The following is a 19,697-nucleotide window of genomic DNA, read 5'->3' on the forward strand; positions in this document are numbered from 1 at the left end:
TGAGATGACCGCAGGCGGGATCAGACAGCTCCTGTCGGATCGTTAAACCGCCCATTGTGTCCGCCATTGTGGGATTCGGTATCAGCGAGCCGAGCCTGAGCACAAAACGCTGCTGCTGTGCATCGTCGAGATGTCCCTGGTCACGGAAGAAGATGACCTTATGCTCTAACAGAAGCCGCTTGAACGCTAAGATGACATCGTCAGGCAAATCGTCCGACAGCGCAATGTTCTTGATTTCGGCACCAAGCCGCTCCGCGTGCCTGACGATGTCTGCTCGCGGAATGATATTTTCAACAACCATTGTCCCACTCATGACGACGCCTCTTTCTGTGGATGTCTAAACAGGCTCAGTGGTAGTCGCGTCTGGCGACAAACCCGGCAAAACCATCTTGATGCTGCACACTCGAATTATGTGAGCGTGGGTCACCGCGCCGCAATTCCAATACACACCACCAGCATCTAAGAATCCGACTCCCTTTGCGTATCGACACGCCTCGTGCCGTTCTCATCGAAGGGCACTCGCATATGAGGCCAGCAGATCGATTTACAGCCTGATCAACAGTGCAGATCATAGACGCAATCCATGTCCAGTCGATGAAACGAAACCAGCTTTCTTTTTGAGCTCGCGCGACGTTCGCGTCGTCTCAGAACTCATGCTTGGAAAATCCTCGAACAACGACTGCCTCGTGCCTCCATCCTGCACGGCCTCATGCGCACGACGAAGATTGGAACTGGTTCGCGGCATGCACTGGCGAAGCCCACAGGACGCAAAGCAAGATCTACCTGAAGATGTATACAGTCACAATAACTACTTCAACGGGCTCATAATCATATTTTCGCGACTTGGAGTTGTTCATGCGCGACTTATTTTCATCAGCTCTAACCAACCCACTGTCATGCACTAGCGGGAGAGGCGCAAAACCGGGAGGCTGCAACTTCCGATGCAGCTTAACAACGGACTTAATCCCTCGATTTTCTCGAAATTTGCACTGGTGCGAATGCAGGTGCCCCGCGGTGACCTGCCTTTGGTTCTGCCCGGAGACGTAGATTTCCGTTACTGAGTGCATGCCATTTGGCTTTGTGGCAGTTGAGCCACCGACCGCTATGATCACCGAGACCGATACTATGCGGCCATTCTGGCGCACCTTCACTTAGGTGGCGTCGATCCATAGACAGGGCCAATCACCGTCGATCGGCTGGGCGAGAAAAGCATTCACCTTGTTGTCGATCTCTGCGCATGACTGGCTGACTTGGTTCTTCGAGATGCTGGTCTAGGTCGCCAGGTCGTCTACCGAACGGGTCGAAAACGCGCTGCACATAGGTTTCTGTACCATTGCGGCGAGCGCCTTCTCGGCGACCCGGCGCGGCTTCAGAAAGCCGCGAATTAGATCGACCGCGCAACTCGACATACGAACAATTCTGGCGCGGGTCTCCGAGCCGCCAAGCGCACTGTGCTGTTTGATTTGTCTTCTGAGACATTGGCCCTAAAATCCGAAGACACAGATCGAAGTGCATAGATAGGCGAAGACCTCGTAGTTGTTTTTTTATATCCTACATCCACAGCTTGAATTATCGTTGTTTTTGAAGTACGTATTCCGGCCGCAATCGGACGTGCCGACGGACAATTGATGAAGAGGCAAGAAATCACTTGGTCCGACAACTCACCATAGGGCTTCGAACGTGGCTGTGGAATTTCGAGACCTACGCTGGGCGATCGCTGCGTCTCAGCATCGAAGCATCCGTCAAGCGGCAGAGACGCTTAGAATCAAGCAGTCGACGCTCAGTCGCTGCCTAAGAAGTCTCGAACACACGTTGGGCAGCAAACTATTCGAGCGTACCAACGGAGGTACGCGACCAACGATGGAAGGTCGAGAATTTCTCGAGGATGCCCGGCGCATCGTAGTCGAAGCTGAAGCAATGGCTACTCGCCTCAAGACCCGCTCGCGTCGCGAGAGTGGCCGGTTGAGCATCGGGATCCACACCTCCCTGTCAGCCGGCAATCTCCGAGCCACCCTCCTCGATCACCGTCACCGCTTTCCCGATGTCGATAGACAGTTTGTCGACCGCGCGAGCGAGCATCTGATCTCGGACCTCGCCAGCTCAGCCATCGATGTCGCTGTCGTGGCGGATCCCAATCCGAATTGGAGCGGCAAGTCATTGGTGCTCTGGAGCGAACGTGTTGTTGCAGCCCTCCCTGCGAAACATCCTCTGGCAAGTCATGACGTAGTTCACTGGGGCGAACTGCGGCGCGAACCGCTTTTGATGTCACAGCGTGGCCCCGGACCGGAACTCCTCAAGCTTCTCATCAGCAAATTAGGATCTTCCGACCCTTGCAAGCTGCTTCGCCATGACGTGGGGCTCGACCGGCTTCTCTCCCTGGTAGGCATGGACTTCGGTATTCTCCTTGCGCTGGAAAGTGCGACTGGCGTGACTTATCCCGGTGTCACCTTCCGGGAGGTGCATGATGCCGAGGGGCCGACGCGGCTGAACTTCCGCGTCTATTGGCGGCAGTCAAACGGCAATCCATTAGTACGTCCGCTGCTCGACCTGCTTCGCGAACGTTATCCGGACCTTTCCGCCGACCCGGGCGAGAATTGAGCAGCATTTCGTCGTGCCTTGGCAAAGGCCCGGTCGGTTGCCATAAAGCGCTCCATCATCGGCGCGATCAATTTGGCAGGTTCGGTCGGCGTCGCCGCACTTCCGCTACGCGTCAGAATCTCGGCGTAGCTTTTGAGATTTCTGAAGACTGCCGCCGGCAGCTCGATCGTGAGCTTTACCGGCTTGTCGTCTTCGAGCGGTCCAAGCTTGAGTTTCGTCACGGTCTTCCTCCCTTTGCCGTAGGGGCCAGGACTAAGCCGCGGGTAACAATGACCCGCGCCGGGAAACCTGGCCGGATGGTCAGCGTCGGCTGGATGTTGAGCTGGCGCTGTACGATTTGCTGCCCGGTCTGGCTGATGCTGTTGGACGCGCCGCTGCGGATCGCTTGAACAAGGCTGTTCTCATTCTGGCTTGTGCCCGCCTCCGCTCCGACGCTGAGCATAGTCGAAAGGACGGCGGCCTTGAACAGCATGCCCCAATGATTATCGACCTCGTCCTGGAGGCCAGCGCAAACACCGATCTCGGCTCTCGGCTGGCGCTCCAGCGCGATCGAGCTACCATTTGGCATGATGATGCGGGTCCAGACCAGGAGGATTCGGCTCTGGCCGAATGCCACAGAACTATCGTACTGGCCGATCAGCTTGGCGGCCGCGCACGCAATTTCATTCCACCCGATAACGGATTAGTTCAACAAGTATTCAGTCGTCGTAGGGAACCAGCGTAGAGCAGAGAAAAGATACTTGCTGCATAGAAGGCCAATGATGCGGATCCTGCGAACAGTCTTTGCAACGGAGCTATCGCTAAAGGCGGGCTTGCTTGAGTGTGACTCATCGACAACGAAGCCCCGGCGCGTCGCAATGCCGAGTTCCGTGATTGACCGGCGCTCAAGAGGCCTCGCTCGTTCGGCTTAATGCGATCTGCTATTCAGGTCACACCTTGATGCGCTATGCAGCCGGCAATCCGACGTTAGTGCGGGCATCTTCGTATGCAGGTTTCGATGTGCTAAGGATTTTCCATGCATTCCTCGTCGTCTCTATCGCGCGGGCTGGCTGCAGGTCCGTCCGCGTCGCATGGATACAAATCTCATTCATGTAGCCATCCGGTAAGGGCGAGTCGAGCGCCGCGCGCATAGGGCGGCACATACAGTACGGAATGTGGTCGCGGCACCGCGAACAATAAGAGAGTATTGTAAGTCGGTGGAAGGCATATGGGTGGATCATGATCGCTCCAAAAGGCAGTCTGTCCACCCCAGTCATTGTCCCATTGTGTTGTGAGATTGAGAGAGTAGGCAACCTTTCGAATTCCCGGTGTTCCAGGCGGCTGCTTATCGGTATGCGTTGTTAGAAAATGTCCGGCCTCAAAGCGCGAAGCAAACCCGTCGACATGGATAAACTCGCCATGCCCGGTCGCATCTGCAACAATGCGTCGGAACGTCGTGCCAGTCAGGTATTCAGCAATCGTGCGAAGAACTCCAGTGGCGCAACCATCACGCAGTCGTTCCAAGAGCGGATAGCTCTTGAATAAATACTGGAACGATGCATTGGAACTGTACGACTGGCGCCCGTCAGGACGAGAGCGCTCCCAATCCTTCCAATCGAGACAGATCGGCGTTCCATCCGGGGCAATAGATACAACCGACCATGCATCGAACGACTGGAGAACTTTCGATGCAGCCGCGGCTGCATCAGGCGTCAGAAAATCCACTATCCTCGCAGATCCGAATGTCTGGAATTCCGCTCGAATTTCAGCGCGACGTTCTATGGTCAAATCGCATTCAGAAATTCGCAGCACTGAGTTACTCCTCACGGAGCAGCCGCCATCGCCGCAAGATGTGGCGATAGCGGGGGACAATGGGACATGGAAATTTAGGACGCCCTGGCCTTCAGCGAAACGATCTTGCCAAGCTTGCGATCCTCTGTCTTATCAATCCATTCCGATATGAGAGAACGAAGTTGGGGCCTTGAATTTCCGACATAGTCTTTCAACGCCTGCCAATCATTCCCTGCGAGAAACTGCCGGATTCTCGCAGTCTCCTCAGGAGAGAGCGGAATGTCCATGTGGAACTCCAAAACCGTTTCATCTGCTGGTGTGGCGTAGTCTGTCTTGAGGATCAGGTTTGGTACTGATGAGCCCATTTGCTAGCTCCTATCTTCCCTGCGATCGTTTTGGCCATCTCGGCCAAGTAGGATTGTAGATGGTCTGGGCCTCGCAAGAACCTCCAAGAGTTGGTAGAGTCGATGACCTGCTGCAGCGAGACCGAACTTTGGACCACCCAGAACTAGAGTTTTGCGCTCTGATCACGTTGGCGGGCTGGACGCGCCGACGTGGTTGTGCAGCAAAATCGGCGATCGATTGCCGATCGCCCCGTGGGGCCGTTCTTCGTTATAGTATCTGCGCCAAGTCTCCACTTTTTCCTGGGCATCCGCAAGGGACAGGAACCAATGCGCGTTGAGGCATTCGGCCCGGAAGCGCCCATTGAAGGCTTCGATGAACGCGTTGTCGGTTGGTTTGCCGGGCCGTGAGAAGTCCAGCGTGACGCCGCGTTGATAGGCCCAAACGTCAAGATCACGCGACACGAACTCGCTGCCTTGATCGACGCGGATCGTCGCCGGGAATCCCACTTCCTTGCAGGCCCTTTCCAGTACCTCCACGACGTCGCTGCCGCGGAAGGTGAACCGCGGCACCAGCGCCGGCGAGAAGCGGGAGAAGATGTCAATGACTGTGAGCACCCGGAGCTTGCCGCCGGTCGCCAGCTGATCATGAACAAAGTCCATCGCCCAGGTCTCGTTCGATCGCGTCGCCGGCCTGCGATCGTCGCGCAGCTTGGCCTTGACCCGGCGCTTGGGTGATTTGTTGCGCAATTGCAGGCCCAATTCGCGATAGATGCGCCGCGTCTTGTTCTGGCCATGGCGCCAGCCTTCACGACGCAGCAGGACGTGAACACGGCGGTAGCCGTAGCGGATGCGAACATGGCAGATCTCCTTGATCTTCTGTTCGAGGGCAGCCTGGCCGGAGCGACGGGACTTGTAGTGGTAGGTCGAGCGGTCAAATTCGAGCGCGTCACAGGCCCTGCGGATCGAGACCTGCCATTCGCTGCGGACCTCGTCGACCAGCTTGCGCTTGCGGCCAGGCTTCATAGCTTTCGGCGGATCACGTCCTGCAGCATCTCCTTGTCGAGCGACAGATCGGCCACCAGCTTCTTCAGCTTGGCGTTCTCCTCCTCGAGCTGCCTCAGCCGGCGCATCTCGGTCGGCAGCAGACCGTCATACTTCTTCTTCCAATTGAAGTAGGTCGCCTGGCTGATCCCGGCCTTGCGGCAGATCTCCGCCACCGCACCTCCGTCGCTGCCCTGCTTCAGGATGAACGCCTTCTGGGCGTCCGAAAACTTCGAGGCCTTCATCGTCGTCGCTCCTCCCAGCCGGGTGGATTTACGCGGCGCAAACTCTAGCCAAAAATGGTCCAGTTTGCCGGCCTCAGATCACTGCGACGGGCTGGCGCAATGAAGTCAGGCCCAATTCAAGAACTAGCAGGTCATCGTGATTACACGACAAGGGCGGCAGCGGCGACGGCCAGTGTCTGCCACCAAGCACGGGATCTTCAGCGCGACCTCCAAGGTGGAAAGCCAATAGTGGCTCGGAAGTGTCAGACGCCAAGCGTGGCCGGGACGGCGCTTTAGAAGCGCCCATGCTCTAGGACCTTGAAGAAGAACGATAGTGGCGGAAGCCGCAAGGCGAGAGGCTGGTGCACCGCTGCCGACCACCATACCCTGCGCGAACTGGCGGCGGTCCGCCGGCGGTTCGGCTACAATCGCCTTCTCACAGTAATTCGTCATGCGACCGAACATGTGGCAAGCACCGATGAGGCCGCCTCAAGCAGACACTCAAATTCAATTGATTTCGCCTAACTGGGAGACCTTATCCTACAATTATGATCTAGGCTCGGGTGCATGTTTGCGTGCGCCACTTTTGCGACACAAGGGTAGAGGCATGAATATTCGCGAAGTAAGACAACTGTATGCCCGGCAGATACTGGCCGTGGTCGGAGCAGATAGGGACAAGAAATTAGAAAAGGCATTTTCGGCTGTTCCGCGAGAACACTTTCTTGTAGGCCGTCGGTGGCACGCGGTGACTCCATGGGCTCCTCATTTGCGTTTGCAGACGAACGACCCCACACTTCTTTACCAAGATGTTGTCATCTCCCTTGATCCAAAACGCGGAGTTAACAATGGTAGTCCGTCGCTTCACGCGTGGCTGATGCACAGAGTCGGACCACTAACAGGGGCGACCGTCGTCCACGTAGGCGCGGGAACGGGGTATTTCAGCGCCATTCTCGCCGAACTAGTCGGCAAAAAGGGGCGAGTGTTGGCTATCGAATACGACAAGTCATTGGCGAAATTCGCAAGGGAGAACCTGAGACTTTGGGGAAACGTTGAAGTTTTGAATGCCGACGGCAAGAACTGCGCACTTCCATTGGCTGATCTCATTTACGTCAACTTTGCGGTAAGCCGACCAGCTGTCACCTGGATCGACAATCTGAAAAAGGGCGGACGTCTTCTATTTCCTCTTGGAACTCCCGAAGCGGAAGCCCGGTTTGTAGGACGACATGCGATGCATGCTGTCGCATTGTTAGTCAGACGTCGGAGAAAGGAGTTTGCAGCGGAGGCATTACGCGAGGTGTCATTTGTTTTCGCTGAAGGAAGCGATGCTGCTGTCGGAGCGTCTGAGGAAAGACGATTGAGGAAAGCACTTGCCTCCAAGGGATGGCAGAACGTTTCAACCCTCTATTGGAAGGAACGGGCGAAGGGACGATGTTGGTATGTTGCTAAGGATTGGGCATTAGGCGTCAAGAGCTGAAACCCGCCGCACTATCCGAACACCTCGCGGATTTTGGCGCCGCGGACGCTCTGCGCGCAGGGCTAATTAGATACTTGCAATTGGTTTAGTATCTGGATTCAGATGCGTCGCTGCGAACGCTCCAATGGAGCTGCTCGATGTGCTAGAATCCTTCTGTGGGCAGCGCGCAATCGGCTGGGCATAGGTTGTCTCGTGCTTTCGCTTCAACTGTGAAAGGCGCAGGACTTGATCGCGGAAGGATATTTACCTGATTTGGCAGGTCGAATCTGAGGCCCAGCCAGCGAGGTTCAAGCGAACACTCCCATATTGCCCAGGGAATGTCCTTTGCAGCCGCCGAGGACCAATCAACAGAAGTTGTGAGGACACATGGAGCATGGAGCCGAAGGCCGCGAGCTTAGACGTACGTGCTGACGACATCCTGGAAGGTGCTGCTGCATTCGCAGAATATCTGTTTGGATCACGGGAGTTTCGACGCAAAGTCTATTATCTGACCGAGACGTCGAAACTACCCGTCTTCAGGTTGGGCTCCGTGCTCTGTGCACGCAAGTCAGTGCTGGTGGGATTTATCAAAGGGCAAGAAAAGCAGCGGATCCGATTGCTTCACCTTCGGGCACAGATCGTTGCATTGACTGGCACCATACGCCAGCTTGAGCAGGCCGGATTCGATACGGCGGAGGCGCGACACCTCGTCGCCAGGCGTCGGGCGGAGCTGAAAGGCATGTCGCGCCGGTAAGCTAGGCGCGAGACTTGAGGACTTTTTCCAGGGCCGCAACGAGCTCTGCGCGCTTTTCCTTCGATAGCTTGTCGAGATTCTGCTGACGCCATTTGACGGCAGGCAGATCGGCGGCGACGGGGATGCCGAGGAGATCCCAATCAGGCTCGCCGCGCTCGAACGATACTAGAAATTTCCGGTGAGCCTCTGGCATCTTACCAACAATTTCTTCGACCAGGGTCTTGCGCGCGGCAACCAGCTCGTCCTTTAAAACGGGCTTGTCCGTCATTCCTTCGAAGCCGTGGAGAAATTCATCGCTGATATCTTTTTGTGGCGAGCCAAGTACCTCGAACATCGGCCTGTCGTGACTCAAGAGATAGACGATGAAGGCCTTGCGGAGTTCATCGGTAATTCCCTCATTGGCCAGCAGGTCGCGAATATCGAACAGATCACGCGAATGCTGGCGATCCAAAGCAGCGACAATTTTTCCGCCATAGAGGTCAGCAAAAGAGACCGTGCGAGCCTCAGCGAAACCAAACGCCTCTTCGACGGCGGGACGCACCGAAGTCACGACCGGCTCGAAGACGCAGCCACGCAGCACAGGCGTGACTTCAATCTTGATCTGGACGTTCTGCGAGCGAACCACCAGTTTGACGATCGTGCCCTCTTTACGGGTCTCATGGACCTGTGCCCCGGGAATCTTCTCTTTAATCTCTGCAACGATGCGCTTCATGGCTGCATCGTAAGCGTAGCTCTGCAGCCCTTTGAATGACGCTTGACGCCTATTTTGTTTGCGTGGCGCGTCGCCGCGGTATCCATGTGTCGGACAACGCGTTGACGGCGGCTTCGAGCGCCTTCCGGTCGACGACGTTGGGATCGAACCGCTCCGGGCCCCAGAGACGCATGTGTTCGTGCTCGGGATGGCCGGGGTCGCTGATGGCGGCGAGGTATTCGGCATAGCCTGGCGCACCGCCGACGTCTTCCGGAGGACAACGACCGGCGGCCTCGAGCAGGAAGGGAAGCCCTTCCGTCGTGGTGTTCTCGAACCATTTTTCGAGCTTGATCACATGGTCCCAGCTGTCGCCGAAGTCATAGAGATAGTGGATCGTCTTGGCGCCGGTCTCGCGAACGATATCGCAAAGCCGCGCTTTGCGGGCATCCATGGGCTGGTGGCCGTAATCGTTGTGGGGATCAGGAACCCCCCAACGGACCTCACCAGCGAAGAACTCGAAGAGGTGACTGTTCGTCCAGCCGAATGCCTCCTGAAGCGCCAGATGCAACCGATCAAGGCGCAGGGTGACGGGTACGACAAGGCGACGCATCACCTCCGGCTTCACATCCTTGAGGGTCACCTTGATCCGAACCGCGGTCGTGTTCAGGCTCATGCCGCCAGCCTCGGATCGTGTGTATGCATCGTATAGGTCGACGCCCAGGGAAGCAGTTCGTCTAGTCGCGCCGCAGGCCAACCATTGACGAGCTTGGCGAGAACGTCAGCGAGCCAGTGCTCGGCACTGACGCCATTGAGCTTACATGTCTCAATGAGCGAAGCCAGCAATGCCCAATTCTCGGCACCTTCGTCGCAACCGGCAAAAAGGGAGTTCTTGGCATTGAGCTTGATCGGCCGCATCGCTCGCTCGACCGCATTGGTGTCCATCTCGATGCGCCCGTCATCAAGGTAGAACGTCAGGCCGTCCCAATGACGCAGCGCGTAACGCAGGGCCTTCGCCGTGTCGCTCTTCTGCGCAAGGTGAGCAAGCTTGGCCTCAAACCACTGCTTCAAGGCTGTAGCCAGAGGCCGGGCATGCGCTTGTCGCCCCGCGCGGCGCTGGTCCGCAGATCGGCCGCGGAGTGCCTTCTCGACCGCGTAAAGCTGGGCGATGCGCTCGAGGGCCTCGCGGGCAACCGGAGCTGGCGCCGGCGCAGCCTCCCGCTCGATCTTCACAAACTGGCGCCGCAGATGCGACCAGCAGAAGGCGAGCGTCCCGGACAGGGCGTCCGCACGCGTCTCTCGGGTCATGGTCTTGTAAGCCTGATAGCCGTCGCAGTGGATGATGCCGCGATAGTCTTCAAGCAGCCGCAAGCCATGAATGGCGCCGCGGCCCGGTGCATAGGCATAGACCACCCCAGGCGGATCAGGTCCGGCCCAAGGCCTGTCATCGCGTGACAGCGCCCAGAAGTAGCCGGTCTTTGTCCTGCCGCGCCCCGGATCCAGCACCGGCGCCGGGGTCTCATCGACACAGAGCTTCGAGGAGGCCAGCAGAAGCTGGCGCAGACGATGCCACAAGGGCTTCAATTCCTGGGCGGCATAGCCGACCCAGAAGGCGAGCGTGGAACGGTCGATGGCGATACCGTGCGTCGCCAGCATCTGCGCCTGGCGGTAAAGCGGCAAGTGCCAATGATACTTGGCATCGATGACATGCGCGACCAGTCCCTCGGTAGGCAATCCTCCCCTGATCAGTCGCTCGGGCGCGGCGTGCTGGAGGACGACGCCATGACAGGCGCGGCAGGCCAGCTTGGGCCGGCGGGTGACGATGACGCGATACTGCGCCGGCACGACGTCCAGCCTCTGGCTCTCATCGTGGCCGATCTCAAAGAGATCGCCTTTGCAGGACGGACAGCAGGTTGCAGCGGGCATCAGGGTTTCGACGATGCGCGGCAAATGCTCCGGAAGCTGACCACGGTTGGTTCTACGCTCGGCCGCTCTCTTCTCGGAGGTTCTGGGATTGACGCGATCCTCGGCTGCTTCGAGAGCTGCGACCGCCTCTTCGATGTCCTCCAGAACAAGCTGTAGCTGATCAGCATCCAGCTTTTCCGAGGACCGACCGAACTGCGCATCTTTTGCAAGCTTGAGCAACCGCTCGAGCCGGGCGCAGCGATCCAGCAGAGCCGCGGCAAAGGCACGCAACTCGGCGGGATCGCTCGGCAGCTCATCGGGCAAATCACTCATTGGCCCGAGCTTGCCATGCTTCGCGTCACGATGCAGCGAAGATCTGTATCTTTACGCAAGCGCTTTCGGCTGCGGGATTCGAGGCGCGTGCATGCGCGTCCAATCCATGCCGGCCACCAGTGCTGACAGCTGGGCCGCATTCATCCGCATCACACCGGCCACGATGGGTGGCCATTTGAAGCCGCTGCCATCGAGCCGCTTCCAGTACATCACAAGGCCGCTGCCGTCCCAGACGACGATCTTCACCCGATCGGCGCGCTTCGCACGGAACACCACCGCCACGCCCTTCATCGGGTCATGGCCCAGCGTCTCCTTCGCCAGCAGCGCCAAGCCTTCCGCTCCCTTCCTGAAGTCGACAGGTTGCGTCGCCACGTAGATCATGAGGCTCGCGGGTGGCGTCAGCATGAACGTGTCCGTCGGAGCGCAATGAACACATCGCTCAATACAGCAAGGCCAGGCGCCCCGCGCACCTCCACGCGCGCGCCCTGGAACTCAACCGTCACAACGGCGGCTTCCGGCGACCCGGAGGGGTCTGCGGCCGCAGGCAACGCCGATTCCGACATCACCGGCACGAACGACAGCGTGTCCGCCGACGCCGGCAATACCAACTGGCCCAAACGCGCCCGGCGCCGCCAGTCATGCACCTGCTGGGGCCGGCAGCCATGGCGACGGGCGACGTCTGTGACAACCGCCCCCGGCTCGAGGCTTTCCGCGGCAATGTGCGCCTTCAAATCATCCGGCCAGCGCTTGCGACCTGCGCCTGCGAACACTTCAATACGCGGTGACAACGGTCGTCTTATGTCGTCAGAATGGTCGTCCATTGTGAGCACCCTTCCAGAAGATGACTCTTCTAACGGTGCTCTCAAGACTCCGCACAAACAATCCAAAGGGCCTCGGCGCTACGCTTACGCTGCATCGATGTCGGAAAGGGATTCAGCTCGCGGCGCGACAGGAATATAGGTTAGATCGATATCGACCGAGAGGCGCGGCAGATCGCGGACGAAAAGATTGATCGCGGTGCCGCCTTTCAGTGCGAAGCATTTCTCTTCGGTGACAAATGGGAGAACGCGCAGCAACAGCGCGACCTGCTTTTTGTAAGCATCAACGAACGCCATGGAGATCTCCCGGCACCGTTATCTGATAGGTCGGATCGAGAACACCACCTTTGACGAGCATACGTTTACCATGCCCAAGATCGACGGCTTGCTTGTTAAGCCGTTTGAGCCAGGCATGGTTGTGACGGTCGGCGAAGTAAAAGAAGAGACGCTTCACCTTAACGCTTGCGCAATCCTTCAGGAGTTTTTGCAAGCGATCGGGGCGAAGATTGGCAAGGCCACCGAGTAGGGCATCGACCTGTTCGAAGCTTTCGTTGTTGGGCAATTCGTCGAGCAGTTCGAAAACAGCGCGCTCGGGCGTCGACAGGGTTATAGGCCAGTCCCATTGGCCCCAGTTCAGTTGAGTTACGTCGCCTCCCCGAAAAGCCGTATCATCGAGCATCTTCCCGGTTTCGACATTCCAGCGGACACTGCTTATGCCCTTCGCGACGGGTTCGTTTTTGAAGAGCCGCCGGTCGTTGTGGTAGACGAACTTCACGGACAGCGGCAGCTTGTTCACCCAGGATGGCGGAGACTTGGGGCCGTAGAGGTGAACGCGAGTCGTCGCTTGCGGCAGGTAGTGAGCGTATCCTTGTAATTCGAGCGCCGTTCGCCCGCCCACGACGAGCGGTGAATAGTTCAGGATGCCCTGCAGGGATATGACGACCTGCTGCCAGCTCAATTCGTAGCGCGGTCGCCGGAAAACCCCGCGGGTTGGCTGTTCGAGCCAGCCACGCGTCACATACAGATGCTGGAGCTGGGTGGAGTAGCCGTGCCGCTTGAGCCAGACGGAATCCACGACAAGCCCCTCAGGCAGGAACTTGTCAAGCCGGTTTAGGAGTTGGCCTTTTTGTCTATCCATGATTGATATAATAGCATATTTTCAAACCGAAGACTAGTTTGAAATTATCTATATTTGTCAATCATCAGTTGATATCCAAACCGTCTACTTCAACCGCGACGCGTCCTGTGGATGATGATTTAGGACAAGTTGCGAAACGAACAAATAAAGAACAAACTGACGTTACGAATGCAAACCCAGCAGGCTCAAGGCAACTCGAAAGAGATGAAAGATGGAAGGCAGTGAATTCAAACCGGGGCGACCTGGTTCGAGTGAAATCAGGCGGCCCCGTGATGACAGTCGAAAAGGTCGGCATAACCGCAATGTTCCAGGAAGAGGCGGTTTGGTGCGTCTGCTTCGAGAAGGTTGGGAACAAGCAGATCGCTCAGGAAAAGAGCTTCTCTGCTTGAGAAGGCCGAGAAGCCGAACACGGCATTCTCGGTCGGGATCGTCAGGTCCTAAAGGTGCGTCATGGCGTTTCGCGGTCTCTTCATCGGCATCGACCGTTACGCCTCCCAAGACATAGATGAACTCACCTGCGCCCGACGCGATGCGATGGCGCTGGAAGCGCTATTCTCGGACACTCTCGGAGGCGAAAGTTCGTTGCTCACGGACGAGAGTGCGACGCGCGCAGGCTTGGAAGCCGAATTCGACAGACTAGCCACGTGTGATCCCGAAGATACCGTCGTGATTGCTTTTTCGGGGCACGGATCTGAGACGCACGAACTCGTCACTCATGATGCTGATTTGGCAGATCTTAGCGGTTCCGCCGTGCCACTCGATATCCTGCAGGAATGGTTCGCACGGATACCCGCCAAGCGGCTTGTACTATTTCTCGACTGCTGCTTCTCGGGAGGCATAGGCGCAAAGGTCTTGAGAGTCGATACCAAGCCACGAAGCCTTGAATCCACAGAAGCCAGATTAGCTCAACTCGCCGGCGAGGGCCGGATCATCTTGACCGCGTCCGCCGCCAATGAACCGGCCTATGAAGATCGCCGGTTCGGGCATGGATTCCTCACACATTATTTGCTGGAGGCGCTGCGTGGTGCCGAGGAAGTCGCCAATGCCGGCAGGATATCCCTTTACCGTCTTATCGAGCACGTCACCAACCGGGTAAAGGCCGCTGCACTACAAGGGGGAAAACAACAGAATCCCACCATGCGCGGAAGTATCGATGGAGGCATTGAGTGGCCGGTATTTGTCGCAGGGGACAAGTATAGGGCCGCGTTCCCAGAACGAATGCCTGCGAAGATCAGTTCTGATCTCGCCAGCCTTACCAGCGCAGGTTTTCCGGACGGCCTAATCACCGCCTGGGCAGGTGCAATTCCGTCACTGAATGCGCTCCAGATAGCTGCCATCAACGATTTCGGCGTTTTGGATGGCGAAAATCTGGTTGTGTCGGCTCCAACATCCTCCGGCAAAACCATGGTTGGCGAGCTCGCGGCGCTCAGAAGCGTCGTAGACCGAAAGCGCGCTCTGTTCTTGCTTCCGCTGAAGGCTCTCGTAGCGGACAAGCGAAGGTACTTCGAAAACGTGTATGGCGGGTTCGGCATACGTACTGTGGAAGCAACAGGCGAGACGGACGATATCTCACCGCTCTTGAAGGGTCGGTACGATATTGGACTTCTGACCTATGAGAAGTTTGCCGCCATTGCCCTCACCTTTCCTCATGTGTTGGCACAGGTCGGCGTGATCGTGATCGATGAAGCCCAGATGATCGCCGATCGAGGCCGCGGCGCCAATTTGGAGTTCATCCTGACCCTCATCCGCATGCGGCGGCACGAAGGGATCGAGCCGCAGATCATCGCGCTTTCGGCGGTGATCGGCGACACCAATGGTCTTGAGCAGTGGCTTGGAGCCCGACTCCTGCGGCGGACGGAAAGGCCCGTTCCGCTTGATGAAGGCCTTCTTCTCGGCAATGGCTATTTCCGCTTCATCGATCCCACGACAGGAGCGGAAATGGTCGATGGCCCACTGATCCAACCTCTGTTTGGCAAAGGTTCGAGTCAGGATCTAGTCAGGTGAATCTAAAGTTCGCCACATAAAGTCTGCTGGGCTTTGTGGCAGAAGCGTTTGACGGAAGCCAATATCTGGTCAGCGGACTTGGTCCATTTGAAGGGCTTCGGGTTGTTGTTGTGCAGGTCGATGAAGGTACGGATGTCGGCCTCGAGCTGCCTGACGGAGGTATGAACACCTCGCTGGATCTGTTTTCTGGTGAGTTCAGCGAACCAACGTTCAACCTGATTGATCCATGACGCGGAAGTCGGCGTGAAGTGGACATGATAATGCGGCCGACGGGCGAGCCACGCTTTGATCCTGGGTGTCTTGTGGGTGGCGTAGTTGTCCATGACGATATGGACATCGAGGCCTTCAGGAACTTGAGCATCGATCTCTTTTAAAAATTTCAAGAACTCGACTGCCCGGTGGCGCTTGTAGCATTTGCCGATGACGAACCCCGAGGCGACATCGAGCGCGGCAAACAGCGTGGTCGTACCATGGCGCACATAGCTGTGCGTACGACGCTCCGGTATGCCGGGCATCATCGGCAAGACCGGCTGCTCGCGATCGAGGGCCTGGATTTGGCTTTTCTCGTCGATGCTGAGGACAAGGGCTCGGTTCGGCGGGGACAGGTAAAGCCCGACAATATCGCGCACCTTGTCGACGAACAGCGGATCGCTCGACAGCTTGAATGTCTGGCTGCGGTGCGGCTGCAAGCCGAACGCCGTCCACATTCGGCGGATCGTGGTGTGAGAGAAGCGAGTTTCCGCAGCCATCGAGCGGATCGACCAGTGCGTCGCGTCGGGCGGTGTCGTACGCAATGTCCGCTCGATTACCTCAGCAACCTGATCGTCGTCGATGGTTCGAGGGCGGCCAGGGCGGGCTTCGTCAAGCAGGCCATCACAGCGATCCTTCAAGAATCGGCGGCGCCACTTGCCAACGGTGTGTTCGTGAAGGCCGAGTTCGGCAGCTACAGACTTGCTTGGCAATCCATCCGCGCATCGCAGGATCGCGCGGCACCGCTCAGATAGCGACCGGGCAACACGATGACGACGAACTTGCCTCTCCAAGTACGTCCGCTCCTGCGGACTAAGCACCAACGGCGCGATCGGCCGGCCTCGCACACCTGCATTCGCCACTAGCGCTCTCCTCTCGAGATTCGAGCAATCAACTAATGCGACGAATTTGCGTTCCAGATGACTAGGACGCGGACTCATAAAGACGCAGCCATAGTCTGATCGACGCGAGCTGAACGAAGGCAAGGTAGTTGGCGGCCAGCTTGTCGTAGCGCGTCGCCACCCGACGACATTGTTTGATCCTGTTGAAGAACCGCTCGACCTGATTGCGAGCACGGTAGAGATAGGGGCTGAAGCAGATCGGATCGCTGCGGTTGCTTTTCGGCGGGATGTTGGCCCACGCGCCCTTCTTCATGGCAAGCTCCCTGATCCAGTCGGCGTCATAGCCACGGTCGGCAAGCAGCATTGACCCGGATTTCAGACGAGAGAGCAGTTTTCCGGCAAGTCGAACGTCGTGTGCCTCGCCTGGGCTCAAAGCCAGCCGGCAGACCGTTGCTATCGACCACCGCATGAATTTTGCTCGTCAAGCCGCCGCGTGACCTTCCCATTGATTGGCGCTGGTTGCTTGTGATGCAAGCTCCATGCTGATGCACGCGGACAATGGAGGTGTCGATCATCTGGACAGCGGCGTCGTGGGCAGCGGCGAGCGCGTCTATAATGCGGCCCCAGACACCTGCCCGCCGCCACCTGACGAAGCGGTTGTAGCAAGTGGTGTACGGACCAAACGCCTCGGGTAGATCACGCCAAGGTGCTCCTGATCGGAGGACCCAGAAGATGCCATTCAGGACCCGCCTGTCGTTAACCCGAGGAACGCCACGCGGTTTGTTCGGCAGCATCGGCTTGATGGCGGTCCATTCGTGGTCGGCGAGTTCGTAGCGCATGATTCGAGCCCCCAGTTCGGGAGTTTGAATCACGGCAGTCCGGCCAAACGCAACGCTCCTGGCCCGAGCCTTTTGCGGCGCTTACGGACAGTAGCGGACATCGACCAGCCCTCAATCCCTGCCAAAACCGTCGAAAATGACCCGAAGCCGACATCGGTTCTCTCTACACGTCGGAGCGGCAGAGTGTAGTATGTTTGCTTCAGAACAGTAGCCATTGAGGCGAAAATGAAGCGTCGAGAGTTCATCACGCTTGCAGGTGGCATAACGATGTGGCCGCTCGAGGTGGAGGCCCAGAGATCCGCAAAACTCTGGCGGCTCGGCTATATCGGTACCGGGGGGTTGGGCGATCAGTTGCTGGCGGAGTTCACGCAAAAGCTCGACACACTCGGCTACGTTGCAGGGAAGAATATTGTTGTAACCCGCTCAGTTGTGCCGCCTGAGGCGAAAGCAATTGAAGTCGCTGTCACGAAACTGCTCCCAGAAATCGATATCCTTGTCATTTGGGGAACGGTCGGTGGAGTAGTCGCAAAACGCCTTAGCCAAAGTATCCCCACCGTGTTTCTGTCGGTGGGCGCTCCCGTTGATATTGGATTGGTTCAAAGCCTCTCACATCCTGGCGGTAATATGACCGGGGTTTCGTTCGAAGCTGCGATCGACACCTATGCGAAGCGACTACAGATGCTGAAGGAGTTAGTGCCAGCACTTAAAAAGATTGCTGTTCTAGCCGCGCAGGGTGATCCGAACGTTACGTTTGCCATGAGATCCTTGGAGCGGGCTGCCTCTGACATGCACCTCGAACTGACCACGACTTATGTAAAGACCGCAGATGATTTGCCCGCCGCGTTTGAACAGATACAGCAAAGCAAGGTTGACGGTCTAATCGTCATCGCTGGCCTGCTCACTTCCATAAACTCAAAAGCCATCGCAGAGCTCTCTCTCGCCCATCGCCTACCTAACTGCCATGGGTTTCGGGAAACGGTTATTGCGGGAGGTTTAATAAGCCTGGGGCCCGACCTTTTTGCAATTGCGAGGCAAGGTGCCGTTTATGTCGATAGGATAATTCGGGGGGCCAAGCCTGCTGACCTCCCGGTCGAACAGCCAGATCGATACGAGATTTATATCAATCTCAAAACAGCCAAAGTACTGGGACTTGAAATTCCGGCGTATCTTCTTGCAGGCGCCGACAAGGTGATCGAGTAAGGTCCACAAAGTCTGGCGTTGGCCCATCGCGACATATTGCGCTGCCGCATGGAGTCGGTCGCTATGGGGGCAAAGCAGACATTGCTTCGGTCGCATCACGCCGCCGGTTTATGGGTACACGGCCTTCTGTAATGGGCCCGATGATGTCAAGCCTCCCGAGTGAACGTCTCGTCGCCGAGCTCATGCTTCTGTCCGTGGTCAACGCCTGGCCGCCACATCATGCTGTCAGAGGGAGCGGTGAGCCTATCTAGATACGCGGGGTTCGTCAGATGACGACCACTGGCCGTGTAACGGCTTCACCGGATCCACCGTCCCGGCGACGGGACTTCGGGCACCGAGCTTCAGTTCAGCCCGGTTGCGTTCTTGATCTCCTCCACGTTTTCTATGCTGCGATCGGGCCGGCGTCAGTCCATCGGTAAGTTGTGCCGTCGACCCAGATCCGATGCAGGATCACTGCGAGCTTACGTGCCAGGGCGACTTTTGCGCGCTTCGAGCCTCGCCGCTTGGCGACATCCATCCCCCAGCGCTTGAGTTTTGAGAACCGCGTGATGCGCGACAGCAGAACGTTGGCAGCTTCATAGAGCGCCGTGCGCACCGTCTCGTCGCCGGCCAGCGTGATCCCGCCTGTGACGTCCTTCTCTCCCGATTGGTATTTCTTTGGCGTGAGCCCGAACAGCGCGCCTGCTGCCTTCGATTTTACGATGCGATGAGGGTTATCAATCGCCGACTTGTGGTAACAGCCACCAGGGGACCAACTCCCGGCACTGTCATCAACCGGCGACAGACCGCATCGTCACGCACAATTGCCAGCACAGCCTTGTGCAGCCTTCCGTACTCTGCCTTCAGGGCCGATCGTGCCGAAAGCATCGCACTGGCAATGCGCTCCAATGTCGCCTGACCGGCAACCAACTCTCGGATCCGCGCTTCGAAATTCCTCCGCGTCACCGGGCCAACCTTCAGCCCAAAGCCGCGCAAAATCCCGCGGATACTCAATTCCACGTCGATAAGTCGCCCGAGAAGCTGTTTGCGTGCGATCAGGAGGGCCCGGATCTCCTGCGCATCGATCGACTTTGCGTGTACCGTCCGAAACCATCCCATCCGGATCAACTGGGCGATCCCGCGGGCATCCTTGCGATCCGTCTTGACCGTCATCGCCGATAGTGCGGCCTTTACGTGACGCGTTTCCAGCAGAATCGTTTCAAATCCTGCTTTTCTCAGCCCAGCATGCAGCCATTGCGACAGCGGCCCTGCCTCCAGCCCGATCCGCTTCACTGCAAAGCCAAGCGTCTCGAAAAATTCAACTAAGGCGTCGGGTTCGCTCGCGACCTTCGCCTCCTTCAGGATCTTACCCTGAGCATCCACAACGCACACGTTCGACAGTTCCAATGACACGTCGATTCCGGCATAGTTCTCCACGGCTGTCCTCCGTCTCTAGATGCTTGGGGCCGACTCTCGTCGTGACCCCGTTTCACCATCTATCGGGGGACAGCCACCATC

General features: G+C 57.6%; 18 protein-coding genes and 5 pseudogenes. 6 read left to right on the top strand and 17 right to left on the bottom strand.

Features of this window, described 5'->3' with window-relative positions; translation table 11 throughout:
• Both BRAGE_RS49965 and BRAGE_RS57090 read right to left on the bottom strand, forming a co-directional pair.
• On the bottom strand, positions 1–301 hold a 301-nt coding region (locus tag BRAGE_RS49965), incomplete at its 3' end, for a TauD/TfdA dioxygenase family protein (protein WP_245161736.1).
• Positions 302–1,154: 853 nt separating this feature from the next.
• Positions 1,155–1,376, bottom strand: a pseudogene (locus BRAGE_RS57090) (transposase); the annotation flags it as partial.
• A 310-nt stretch (positions 1,377–1,686) separates the two neighbouring features.
• Here BRAGE_RS57090 and BRAGE_RS53385 point away from each other — a divergent pair.
• The gene (locus BRAGE_RS53385; RefSeq protein ID WP_245161746.1) at positions 1,687–2,598 is read left to right on the top strand and encodes a LysR family transcriptional regulator; all 912 of its coding nucleotides are present in this window, start codon (positions 1,687–1,689) and stop codon (positions 2,596–2,598) included.
• Here BRAGE_RS53385 and BRAGE_RS0130010 read toward each other — a convergent pair.
• The 5 genes and pseudogenes from BRAGE_RS0130010 to BRAGE_RS0130025 form a co-directional block, all read right to left on the bottom strand.
• The gene (locus tag BRAGE_RS0130010; protein ID WP_027564552.1) at positions 2,562–2,819 is read right to left on the bottom strand and encodes a DUF2274 domain-containing protein; all 258 of its coding nucleotides are present in this window, start codon (positions 2,817–2,819) and stop codon (positions 2,562–2,564) included. The genes BRAGE_RS53385 and BRAGE_RS0130010 overlap by 37 nt on opposite strands.
• Positions 2,816–3,244: pseudogene (locus BRAGE_RS49970) on the bottom strand (TrbI/VirB10 family protein); the annotation flags it as partial. The pseudogene BRAGE_RS49970 and the gene BRAGE_RS0130010, both read right to left, overlap by 4 nt.
• A gap of 437 nt (positions 3,245–3,681) precedes the next feature.
• Positions 3,682–4,389, bottom strand: a complete 708-nt coding sequence (locus BRAGE_RS53390; RefSeq protein ID WP_159073978.1) for a 2OG-Fe(II) oxygenase — start codon at positions 4,387–4,389, stop codon at positions 3,682–3,684.
• Positions 4,390–4,463: 74 nt separating this feature from the next.
• Positions 4,464–4,733, bottom strand: a complete 270-nt coding sequence (locus BRAGE_RS49975) for a hypothetical protein (protein WP_027564553.1) — start codon at positions 4,731–4,733, stop codon at positions 4,464–4,466.
• A gap of 162 nt (positions 4,734–4,895) precedes the next feature.
• Positions 4,896–5,998, bottom strand: a protein-coding gene (locus BRAGE_RS0130025; protein WP_108914720.1) for an IS3 family transposase whose coding sequence is annotated in 2 segments (ribosomal slippage) — positions 4,896–5,737 and positions 5,737–5,998 — 1,104 coding nt in all. Because the reading frame shifts where the segments join, the coding sequence is not laid out codon by codon here.
• A 586-nt stretch (positions 5,999–6,584) separates the two neighbouring features.
• Between BRAGE_RS0130025 and BRAGE_RS53395 the strand changes: the two genes are divergently transcribed.
• Both BRAGE_RS53395 and BRAGE_RS56485 read left to right on the top strand, forming a co-directional pair.
• A complete protein-coding gene (locus tag BRAGE_RS53395; RefSeq protein WP_084335013.1) occupies positions 6,585–7,451 on the top strand; it encodes a protein-L-isoaspartate O-methyltransferase family protein in 867 nt (288 codons plus the stop codon).
• A gap of 373 nt (positions 7,452–7,824) precedes the next feature.
• A complete protein-coding gene (locus BRAGE_RS56485; protein WP_063617239.1) occupies positions 7,825–8,184 on the top strand; it encodes a hypothetical protein in 360 nt (119 codons plus the stop codon).
• A gap of 1 nt (position 8,185) precedes the next feature.
• On the opposite strand, the gene BRAGE_RS49985 is transcribed toward BRAGE_RS56485, so the two are convergent.
• The 7 genes and pseudogenes from BRAGE_RS49985 to BRAGE_RS0130075 form a co-directional block, all read right to left on the bottom strand.
• A complete protein-coding gene (locus tag BRAGE_RS49985; protein ID WP_051378152.1) occupies positions 8,186–8,896 on the bottom strand; it encodes a nucleotidyl transferase AbiEii/AbiGii toxin family protein in 711 nt (236 codons plus the stop codon).
• 49 nt (positions 8,897–8,945) lie between these two features.
• Complete coding sequence (locus BRAGE_RS0130050) at positions 8,946–9,548, bottom strand: plasmid pRiA4b ORF-3 family protein (protein ID WP_027557046.1); 603 nt, start codon at positions 9,546–9,548, stop codon at positions 8,946–8,948.
• The gene (tnpC, locus tag BRAGE_RS0130055; protein ID WP_027557045.1) at positions 9,545–11,110 is read right to left on the bottom strand and encodes an IS66 family transposase; all 1,566 of its coding nucleotides are present in this window, start codon (positions 11,108–11,110) and stop codon (positions 9,545–9,547) included. Before tnpC ends, BRAGE_RS0130050 begins: the two co-directional genes overlap by 4 nt.
• A gap of 51 nt (positions 11,111–11,161) precedes the next feature.
• Positions 11,162–11,515 carry an IS66 family insertion sequence element accessory protein TnpB gene (tnpB, locus tag BRAGE_RS0130060; RefSeq protein WP_027557044.1) on the bottom strand — a complete coding sequence of 118 codons (354 nt, stop codon included), beginning with the start codon at positions 11,513–11,515 and terminating at the stop codon, positions 11,162–11,164.
• Positions 11,509–11,931 (bottom strand): IS66-like element accessory protein TnpA, encoded by a 423-nt coding sequence (gene tnpA / locus BRAGE_RS0130065; RefSeq protein WP_035729932.1) that lies wholly within the window; start codon positions 11,929–11,931, stop codon positions 11,509–11,511. The genes tnpB and tnpA overlap by 7 nt, the downstream gene beginning before the upstream one ends.
• An 87-nt stretch (positions 11,932–12,018) precedes the next feature.
• Positions 12,019–12,225, bottom strand: a pseudogene (locus BRAGE_RS0130070) (nucleotidyl transferase AbiEii/AbiGii toxin family protein); the annotation flags it as partial.
• Entirely contained in the window at positions 12,212–13,066 is an 855-nt protein-coding gene (locus BRAGE_RS0130075; protein WP_027565191.1) for a type IV toxin-antitoxin system AbiEi family antitoxin domain-containing protein, read from the bottom strand. The gene BRAGE_RS0130075 and the pseudogene BRAGE_RS0130070, both read right to left, overlap by 14 nt.
• Positions 13,067–13,104: 38 nt before the next feature.
• Here BRAGE_RS0130075 and BRAGE_RS57095 point away from each other — a divergent pair, with 38 nt between their 5' ends.
• Entirely contained in the window at positions 13,105–13,455 is a 351-nt protein-coding gene (locus tag BRAGE_RS57095) for a DUF2158 domain-containing protein (protein ID WP_167336530.1), read from the top strand.
• 61 nt (positions 13,456–13,516) lie between these two features.
• Entirely contained in the window at positions 13,517–15,070 is a 1,554-nt protein-coding gene (locus BRAGE_RS49990) for a DEAD/DEAH box helicase (protein WP_231164245.1), read from the top strand.
• Positions 15,071–15,072: 2 nt separating this feature from the next.
• On the opposite strand, the gene BRAGE_RS0130090 is transcribed toward BRAGE_RS49990, so the two are convergent.
• A complete protein-coding gene (locus BRAGE_RS0130090) occupies positions 15,073–16,182 on the bottom strand; it encodes an IS630 family transposase (RefSeq protein WP_051378153.1) in 1,110 nt (369 codons plus the stop codon).
• 142 nt (positions 16,183–16,324) lie between these two features.
• A pseudogene (locus tag BRAGE_RS53410) lies at positions 16,325–17,000 on the bottom strand (IS5 family transposase); the annotation flags it as partial.
• 225 nt (positions 17,001–17,225) lie between these two features.
• Between BRAGE_RS53410 and BRAGE_RS0130100 the strand changes: the two are divergent.
• On the top strand, positions 17,226–18,200 hold the full coding sequence (locus BRAGE_RS0130100; protein WP_027564836.1) for an ABC transporter substrate-binding protein: 975 nt from the start codon (positions 17,226–17,228) through the stop codon (positions 18,198–18,200).
• A gap of 382 nt (positions 18,201–18,582) precedes the next feature.
• Here BRAGE_RS0130100 and BRAGE_RS49995 read toward each other — a convergent pair.
• Positions 18,583–19,616 (bottom strand): annotated as a pseudogene (locus BRAGE_RS49995) (IS110 family transposase).
• Positions 19,617–19,697 lie beyond the last annotated feature (81 nt).

This window comes from Bradyrhizobium genosp. SA-4 str. CB756 (genome assembly GCF_000473125.1).
Classification (GTDB): Bacteria; Pseudomonadota; Alphaproteobacteria; order Rhizobiales; family Xanthobacteraceae; genus Bradyrhizobium; species Bradyrhizobium arachidis.

Coding starts and splice junctions, on each gene's coding strand:
- BRAGE_RS49975 (WP_027564553.1), bottom strand. CDS start 4,733: ATGGGCTCATCAGTACCAAACCTGATCCTCAAGACAGACTACGCCACA.
- BRAGE_RS53395 (WP_084335013.1), top strand. CDS start 6,585: ATGAATATTCGCGAAGTAAGACAACTGTATGCCCGGCAGATACTGGCC.
- BRAGE_RS56485 (WP_063617239.1), top strand. CDS start 7,825: ATGGAGCCGAAGGCCGCGAGCTTAGACGTACGTGCTGACGACATCCTG.
- BRAGE_RS49985 (WP_051378152.1), bottom strand. CDS start 8,896: ATGAAGCGCATCGTTGCAGAGATTAAAGAGAAGATTCCCGGGGCACAG.
- BRAGE_RS0130050 (WP_027557046.1), bottom strand. CDS start 9,548: ATGAGCCTGAACACGACCGCGGTTCGGATCAAGGTGACCCTCAAGGAT.
- tnpC (WP_027557045.1), bottom strand. CDS start 11,110: ATGAGTGATTTGCCCGATGAGCTGCCGAGCGATCCCGCCGAGTTGCGT.
- tnpB (WP_027557044.1), bottom strand. CDS start 11,515: ATGCTGACGCCACCCGCGAGCCTCATGATCTACGTGGCGACGCAACCT.
- tnpA (WP_035729932.1), bottom strand. CDS start 11,931: ATGGACGACCATTCTGACGACATAAGACGACCGTTGTCACCGCGTATT.
- BRAGE_RS0130075 (WP_027565191.1), bottom strand. CDS start 13,066: ATGGATAGACAAAAAGGCCAACTCCTAAACCGGCTTGACAAGTTCCTG.
- BRAGE_RS49990 (WP_231164245.1), top strand. CDS start 13,517: ATGGCGTTTCGCGGTCTCTTCATCGGCATCGACCGTTACGCCTCCCAA.
- BRAGE_RS0130100 (WP_027564836.1), top strand. CDS start 17,226: ATGAAGCGTCGAGAGTTCATCACGCTTGCAGGTGGCATAACGATGTGG.